This is a genomic window from Stenotrophomonas pictorum JCM 9942 (assembly GCF_001310775.1).
GTDB classification, from domain to species: Bacteria; Pseudomonadota; Gammaproteobacteria; order Xanthomonadales; family Xanthomonadaceae; genus Stenotrophomonas; species Stenotrophomonas pictorum.
The window spans coordinates 1-683 of sequence record NZ_BAZI01000748.1 but is presented as its reverse complement, the minus strand read 5'-3'; the positions used below and the strand labels follow the sequence as shown (position 1 = coordinate 683).

Here is a 683-nt window from a genome sequence, read left to right as displayed (position 1 = left end):
GAAGCCGTGGCGCCGGCGTCCGTTCGATGGCGCCGCGCTGGTGCGGTTCACCCAGCAGCTGGCCACCTTGCTGGGGGCGGGGCAGCCGCTGGACCGGGCGTTGTCGATTCTGCTGGAGACGCCCGAGGATGCGGCCCAGCAGCGGGTGATCGGCGATATCCGCCAGACGGTGCGCGCCGGTGCACCGCTGTCGCAGGCGCTGGAGCATCAGCACGGGGTGTTCTCGCGGTTGTACGTGAACATGGTGCGCGCCGGTGAGGCCGGCGGCAGTCTGCATGAAACGCTGCAGCGGCTGGCCGATTATCTGGAGCGCAGCCAGCAGTTGAAGGGGCGGGTGATCAACGCGCTGATCTACCCGGCGATCCTGCTGCTGGTGGTGGGGCTGGCGCTGCTGTTCCTGCTCGGCTACGTGGTGCCGCAGTTCGCGCAGATGTATGAAAGTCTGGAGGTGGCGCTGCCGTGGTTCACCCGGGCGGTGCTGCAGCTGGGTCTGCTGGTGCGCGAGGGGTGGATCGTGCTGCTGGTGGTGCCGGCGCTGGCGCTGCTGTGGGTCGAACGCAAACGGCGCGATCCGGATTTCCGCTTGGCCTTTGACGGCTGGCTGCTGCGGCGGCCGATGGTCGGCCCGTTGCTGGGCAAGCTGGAAACCGCGCGGCTGGCGCGCACGCTGGGCACCTTGCTGC

1 protein-coding gene is annotated in these 683 nt (G+C 69.3%); it reads left to right on the top strand.

All coding sequences use genetic code 11. From position 1 onward, the window contains the following. On the top strand, positions 1-683 hold a 683-nt coding region (locus JCM9942_RS17460), incomplete at both ends, for a type II secretion system F family protein (RefSeq protein WP_172675210.1).